Source organism: Photobacterium chitinilyticum, from assembly GCF_004104355.1.
Taxonomy (GTDB): Bacteria; Pseudomonadota; Gammaproteobacteria; order Enterobacterales; family Vibrionaceae; genus Photobacterium; species Photobacterium chitinilyticum.
In genome coordinates this window covers 46,511-52,735 of the sequence record NZ_RJLM01000020.1, presented here as the reverse complement: position 1 = coordinate 52,735, position 6,225 = coordinate 46,511, and the positions used below count along the sequence as shown (strand labels likewise).

General features: G+C 48.8%; 4 protein-coding genes and 2 tRNA genes. 5 read left to right on the top strand and 1 reads right to left on the bottom strand.

Annotation, left to right across the window (positions count from 1 at the left end):
- Window positions 1-21 precede the first annotated feature (21 nt).
- Window positions 22-97 (top strand) — tRNA-Gly (locus EDI28_RS24080).
- A gap of 70 nt (window positions 98-167) precedes the next feature.
- Window positions 168-244 (top strand) — tRNA-Met (locus tag EDI28_RS24075).
- A 920-nt stretch (window positions 245-1,164) separates the two neighbouring features.
- On the opposite strand, the gene queG is transcribed toward EDI28_RS24075, so the two are convergent.
- A complete protein-coding gene (queG, locus tag EDI28_RS24070; RefSeq protein ID WP_128786426.1) occupies window positions 1,165-2,298 on the bottom strand; it encodes a tRNA epoxyqueuosine(34) reductase QueG in 1,134 nt (377 codons plus the stop codon).
- A 230-nt stretch (window positions 2,299-2,528) separates the two neighbouring features.
- On the opposite strand from queG, the gene EDI28_RS24065 reads away from it, so the two are divergent.
- Genes EDI28_RS24065 through EDI28_RS24055 form a run of 3 tightly spaced genes read left to right on the top strand, consistent with a single transcriptional unit; the run spans window position 2,529 to window position 6,210 of the window.
- Window positions 2,529-4,016, top strand: a complete 1,488-nt coding sequence (locus EDI28_RS24065; protein ID WP_128786424.1) for an NAD(P)H-hydrate dehydratase — start codon at window positions 2,529-2,531, stop codon at window positions 4,014-4,016.
- Between the two features lie 8 nt (window positions 4,017-4,024).
- Window positions 4,025-4,489: a tRNA (adenosine(37)-N6)-threonylcarbamoyltransferase complex ATPase subunit type 1 TsaE gene (gene tsaE / locus EDI28_RS24060; RefSeq protein WP_128786423.1), complete on the top strand. Its 465-nt coding sequence runs from the start codon at window positions 4,025-4,027 to the stop codon at window positions 4,487-4,489.
- Between the two features lie 50 nt (window positions 4,490-4,539).
- Entirely contained in the window at window positions 4,540-6,210 is a 1,671-nt protein-coding gene (locus EDI28_RS24055; protein WP_128786422.1) for an N-acetylmuramoyl-L-alanine amidase, read from the top strand.
- The last annotated feature ends 15 nt before the right edge of the window (window positions 6,211-6,225 follow it).

Here is a 6,225-nt window from a genome sequence, read left to right as displayed (position 1 = left end):
TACTTGTTGAGATACAAGAATGCGACACTAGCTCAGCTGGTAGAGCGCAACCTTGCCAAGGTTGAGGTCACGAGTTCGAACCTCGTGTGTCGCTCCAAATTGGTCTTATTGCTTCGGCAGTGAGACAATAGTTGYTACCGTACTTTAACGGTGGGATATAAATCGGACGCGGGATGGAGCAGCTTGGTAGCTCGTCGGGCTCATAACCCGAAGGTCGTTGGTTCAAATCCAGCTCCCGCAACCAATTTACTTGTTGAGATACAAGAATGCGTCACTAGCTCAGCTGGTAACGCACAACCTTTTTAAGGTTGAGGTCACGCCTAGCTCTTTGAATATCAAGAACCTCGCGTGTCACTTCAATTTTTGCTGTCACCCGTTAGATGGTGAAACGGCAAAACTACTACTGTGAAGTATTAGTCCTAATGCAGCATTCCTGGGTTATTCGACAACCGATAATCTTGTGTGTTGCCCCAAGTTTCATAACTTCGGTTATATGGAACCATAAGAAGCAATCAGCTTCGACTACATCATCAAAATATTTACGAGACAGTCTTAATTGGCTGATTATTCATCTCAAGTAAATTCGATGCTCTGTAAGCCAATGCCGTGAGGTATTGGTGTCAAATGACGACACATGCTCTTTGATTTAGCTGATACCAGCAGCTGCTTAGTGTGCTGCTGAGGAAGGATGTGTGAATCGTATCTGCTCTCTTTATCCAGATTATAAAACTGCCTGAATGCTGATGCCTTCTGGGCTGATGTCCTGATCTTTGGAACAACCTACTAGTTAGTGCACAGACTTATCCACACTAAGTAAACTGTGGGTAAGTCAGTTGATTACGTGTGCCGACTCCGTGTGAATAACTCTCCCGCCTCTAGTTTTACGATAAATAATTCAGTTATTGCAGCAATACTATCAACAGGGTAAGTGTATGATTTTTTGGTGATTTAATATCTTTATTCACTTTTTATATACAGCCTGATCAATATGTTTTAGCTCGGGATAACTGTTTTGATTCCCTGAATCGAGGCCTGTGTTTAATATTTTAATGGTGGGTATAAATCGGTAGGAATGAAATTGTTTTCCACATTCATGCAGAAGCCTGATTTCGCTCCCAGTTTGTACACCCGCTTGAATGATGGAGTGTTGTTCGCGGGGAGGAGCTAGGCATCACGAGGGAGCCCTTTTTCGACAATTCTGATCAGCCTTTTGGTTTTGCCCGGCATTACCTCAATAGCGCTTTCCTGGCGTTTCTCCTGCTGTTTGCCAATGGCCCACTGAATGTGGATGTCAAGCAACTCGTTGTCACCCAAGCGCTGTTCCAAGGCATCATAAATGTCAGGATGATATGGCGCATTGCCCATGGCAATGGTTAGATTGCGCAGCCATTGGATATGCCCGATACGTCGTATCGCTGAGCCTTCCGTATTCTTTAGAAATTGTTGTTCGCTCCATTGGTAAAGAACATGCAATGGTTGTTGATACAAGCTGTCACGACAATGATAGTCGACTTCTTCGGTAATATCTGAGAAACGGTTAAAAGGGCAGACTAATTGACAGTCGTCGCAGCCGTAAATCCGGTTGCCGATCGGTTCGCGTAGCTCTTCCGGGATAACTCCGTCAAACTCAATGGTGAGATAAGAGATACAGCGCCTGGCGTCAACAATCCCCTCTTCTACGATGGCGCCGGTTGGACAGCTGGTCATGCAGGCGACACACTTTCCACACTGGTTTTCTACAGGGATATCGACCGGGAGCGGGAGGTCGATGAGCAGCTCACCGAGGAAAAACCATGAACCAGCTTCGGGGCTAAGAATAAGTGAGTGCTTCCCTGTCCAGCCTAAGCCTGCTTTTTCTGCCAGCGGGCGCTCAAGGATTGGTGCAGAATCGACAAAAGGGCGATATCCGAATTCACCAACTTCTTTTTCAATCAATTGGCCAAGGCGCTTTAAGCGATTGCGAATAAGCTTATGGTAATCACGCCCTAGTGAATAGCGGCTGATGTATGCGGTGTCGGGCTTTTTGAGGCTTTGGGCAAATCCTGCTTCAGGAGGCAGGTAGTTCATTCGGACACTGATCACCCGTACTGTACCTGGGTGTAGTTCGGCCGGGCGGGCCCGCATCATACCGTGGCGAGCCATCCAGTCCATTTCACCGTGATAGCCGGCATCAATCCAGCGTTGGAGTTGGGCTTCATGCTGATGAAGATCAATATCACTGATCCCCACTTGCTGGAAGCCGAGTTCCTTACCCCATTGTTTGATTTTCTGGGTCAGTTCGCTGTAGTCGATGCTCATGGTCTGATTCATAGTGTGGCTGAATTCTTGGGGGCCGAAGTGTAACACAATCATAATTGCTTTTACTGTTATTAGAAAAGTCAGCAGGAATGGGAGCAGAAATACTTTTTTGACATTGTACCGAGCTGCAGTTTTGGGCACTATTTATTCATTATGTAGCTTGGTTGCCCTGTCTGCGTTCATATTGGCAACCGTGAAAGAATGCTAGAGGCTCAGAGGTAAACAATACCATGGTGACTTTACAACTACCGACACAGTTATACCGAGCAGAACAGGTGCGTCAGGGAGAATGTTTGGCTGCACAGATCATGCAGCTTGAGATGTACCAACTGATGGAAAGGGCGGGACAGGCAGTATTTGAAGTGTTTCGACAGCAGCACCCGAATGCAACATCGCTACTGATTTGCTGTGGCGGTGGTAATAATGGTGGAGATGGTTATATCGTTGCCAGGCTGGCCCGAGAGTCGGGACTGGCAGTGACACTGTGGCAGTTAGGGCTGGCCGGGCGATTATCCGGTGATGCCGCCCTTGCCCGAGATGCCTGGTTAGCCAGCGGCGGAAAAATCCTTCAGCCGCAGTCAGAGGTGCCGGCTTCAGTTGAGGTAATAGTTGATGCTTTGCTGGGAACAGGGTTAAAAGGGAAAGTCAGGGAAGATAACGCTGAGCTGATCAGTTTGATTAACCGGTCGAAGCGACCAGTTATTGCTGTGGATGTGCCGTCTGGGCTATGTGCCGATACGGGCGTTGCATTGGGCACGGTGATACAGGCACAATCGACAGTTACTTTTATCGGGATAAAGCAAGGGTTATGCACAGGCCAGGCAGCCAATTATTGCGGTGAGGTATACTTTGCCGGCCTGGGGGTCGATGAAGCTTTTCAACAGCAGATATTGCCTTCGGTCAATCGGATCAGCCAAGCCGAGGTATATCGGTGTTTACCCCGACGTGATCGTACCGCGCATAAAGGGGATCACGGCCGAGTATTGTGCGCCGGTGGCGATTTGGGGATGGCCGGTGCAATTCGGCTGGCAGCAGAAGCCTGTGCAAGAAGTGGGGCCGGGCTAACTGCGGTCATCACCCAACCTGACAATGTACTGTCAATCGTTACTGTCAGGCCTGAGATAATGGTGCAGGGATGGCAGGATAAGGCCCATGAAATCAGCCAAAGGCTGGAATGGGCTGATGTTATTGTTATTGGCCCTGGTTTGGGGCAGAGTGACTGGAGTAAGGCGCTGCTATTTCATTTTGATGCGACGGAAAAAAAAATGGTCGTCGATGCGGATGGATTGAACTTATTAGCCCTCTCACCAGACTATAAAAATAATCGTATAATGACGCCGCATCCGGGTGAGGCTGCCCGGTTGCTAGGTACTACGGTTGCATCGGTGGAAGCTGATCGTTTTGCTGCGGTACAGTTACTGCAGCAAAAATTTGGTGGTGTCGTCGTCCTGAAGGGGGCCGGCACACTGATTTATGACGGTCGGCAGTGCTGGGTGTGTACTGCTGGTAACCCTGGCATGGCTACGGGGGGAATGGGGGATGTGTTATCTGGTATTATCGGTGCGCTGGCAGGACAAGGTTTATCCTTAGCGGAAGCTGCCCGGGTTGGCGTCTGGATCCACAGCACCGCGGCTGATCTCTGCGCCCGGAAAGGGGAGCGCGGTGTGTTGGCCAGTGATCTGTTCCCTTATATTCGACAATTAGTAAATCCAAGATAAAGATAATAATGCAAATATTTGAAACACTTCTTGCCGATGAGCAGGCAACCGTAGATTTAGGCCTTAAGCTGGCACAGGCATGTAAGCGCCAGACAACCATTTATCTGCACGGCGATTTGGGTGCAGGAAAAACGACATTTAGCAGAGGGTTTATTCGGGCGCTTGGCCATCAGGGCAATGTAAAAAGCCCGACATATACGTTGGTCGAACCCTATGAGCTGCCGCCATGGCAGGTTTATCATTTTGATTTATATCGTCTTGCTGATCCGGAAGAGCTCGAGTTTATGGGGATCCGTGATTACTTCAGCAATGACGCAATTTGCCTGGTTGAATGGCCGGAAAAAGGTGAAGGCTTACTGCCTGCGCCAGATCTAGAACTTGATATGCGCTATTTCGGTGAGCAGAGAAAAGTCACTGTTACCGCAAATAATGAATATGGTCTAGAGTTGATCAAGCGTTTGGAGTTGTGTTGATCAGGATGTCTTTACGGGCTTTTTTATATACTTTGTTATTTGGGGTAGGGATGTTCAGCTCGGTGGTTATGGCCAACGAGCTGAAGAGCATTCGGGTTTGGCCTGCACCTGATGAAACTCGTGTAGTGTTGGATTTGCAGAATGAGGTGGCGTTTTCCTACTTTACTCTGACCAAGCCTGAGCGCTTGGTTGTCGACCTTAAAAAAACCACACTGAAAACGAAGTTGCCGGTGACGGTGAACAACAGTGCAGTACTGAAGAAAATTCGCAGTAGCAGTGCGCCGGAGAAAGGAACTTACCGTTTGGTTTTTGAAACCAAGGTGGGAACCAACCCGACAATTTTCAAACTGGCTCCGACCCCTGATGGCCACTACAGCCACCGATTGGTTCTGGATCTGCCGCACAAGAAAAAGGCGGTGAAGGCCAAGCCGGCGGTACCAAACAAGCCAGCGACGAAAAATCAAAAAGTTCTGCTGCCTTACGGCAATGATGACATCATCGTTGCGATTGATGCGGGCCATGGCGGGGAAGATCCTGGCTCTATCGGGCCGAGCCGTAAGTACGAGAAAAATGTCACTTTGGACATCTCGAAAAAGGTCGCGGCAAAAATTAACGCGACTCCGGGTATGAAAGCGGTATTGACTCGTCAGGCGGATTACTTTGTTAATCTTAACAAACGCTCGGACATTGCCCGTCGTAACAAGGCTCACTTGCTGGTTTCAATTCATGCTGACGGTTTCCACAAGCCACAGCCCCGCGGGGCATCGGTGTGGGTACTCAATACTCGTCGTGCAAATAGCGAGATTGGCCGCTGGTTAGAGCAGCACGAGAAGCAATCTGAGCTATTGGGTGGCGGTGATGTATTGTCCGGAGGCAAGGATGATCAGTATCTCAGCATGGCGGTATTGGATTTGCAGTTTAGTCACTCCCAGAAAGAGGGCTATGATGTTGCTACTCGCGTGCTGAAAGAGCTAAGCCGGGTTACGACCCTGCATAAAAGCAAACCGGAGCATGCCAGTCTTGCAGTTCTGAAGTCACCGGATATTCCTTCGCTTCTGGTGGAAACCGGATTTATTACTAATCCGAAGGAAGAGCGACTGCTTAACTCTCGATCGCACCAGAACAAGCTGGCGAATGCAGTCTATAAAGGGGTGCTTGCCTATTTCAATGCTAAACCTCCGGAAGGTACTCTATTCGCGGCAAGAAAAGGCGGAGTGAAACACAAGGTCACTTCAGGCCAGTCTTTGAGTGTTATTGCCAATAAGTACGGCACTTCGGTGGCAGGGCTAAAAAAGGTTAATAACCTTAAGAGTAATACCTTGAAAGTCGGCCAGGTGCTGATTATTCCGGGTAGTACTGTCGTTGCCGCGACCAGAAAGCCCACAGCAGTACCCTCCCAGCCGGTGAAGCGTATGGTTAAAACAACGACGCATACTGTGCAACGAGGTGAATTTCTTGGCAAAATTGCTGCACATTATGGCGTTACGGTTGCTAGTATCCGTAACGTGAATAAGCTACGCTCTGATGAACTTGCCGTCGGCCAAAAGCTGAAAATAGAGACGAGCAACCGCAAGGCGGTTAAGCATACGGTGAAGCGTGGTGAGTTTCTGGGCAAGATTGCCTCCCGTTATGGGATCAGTGTAAATAGTCTCCGCCAGGCAAATAAGCTAAGCTCAGATACATTGGCCGTCGGTCAAAAGCTAACAATCCCTAGTAGTTAACCATACCTAGAAGTG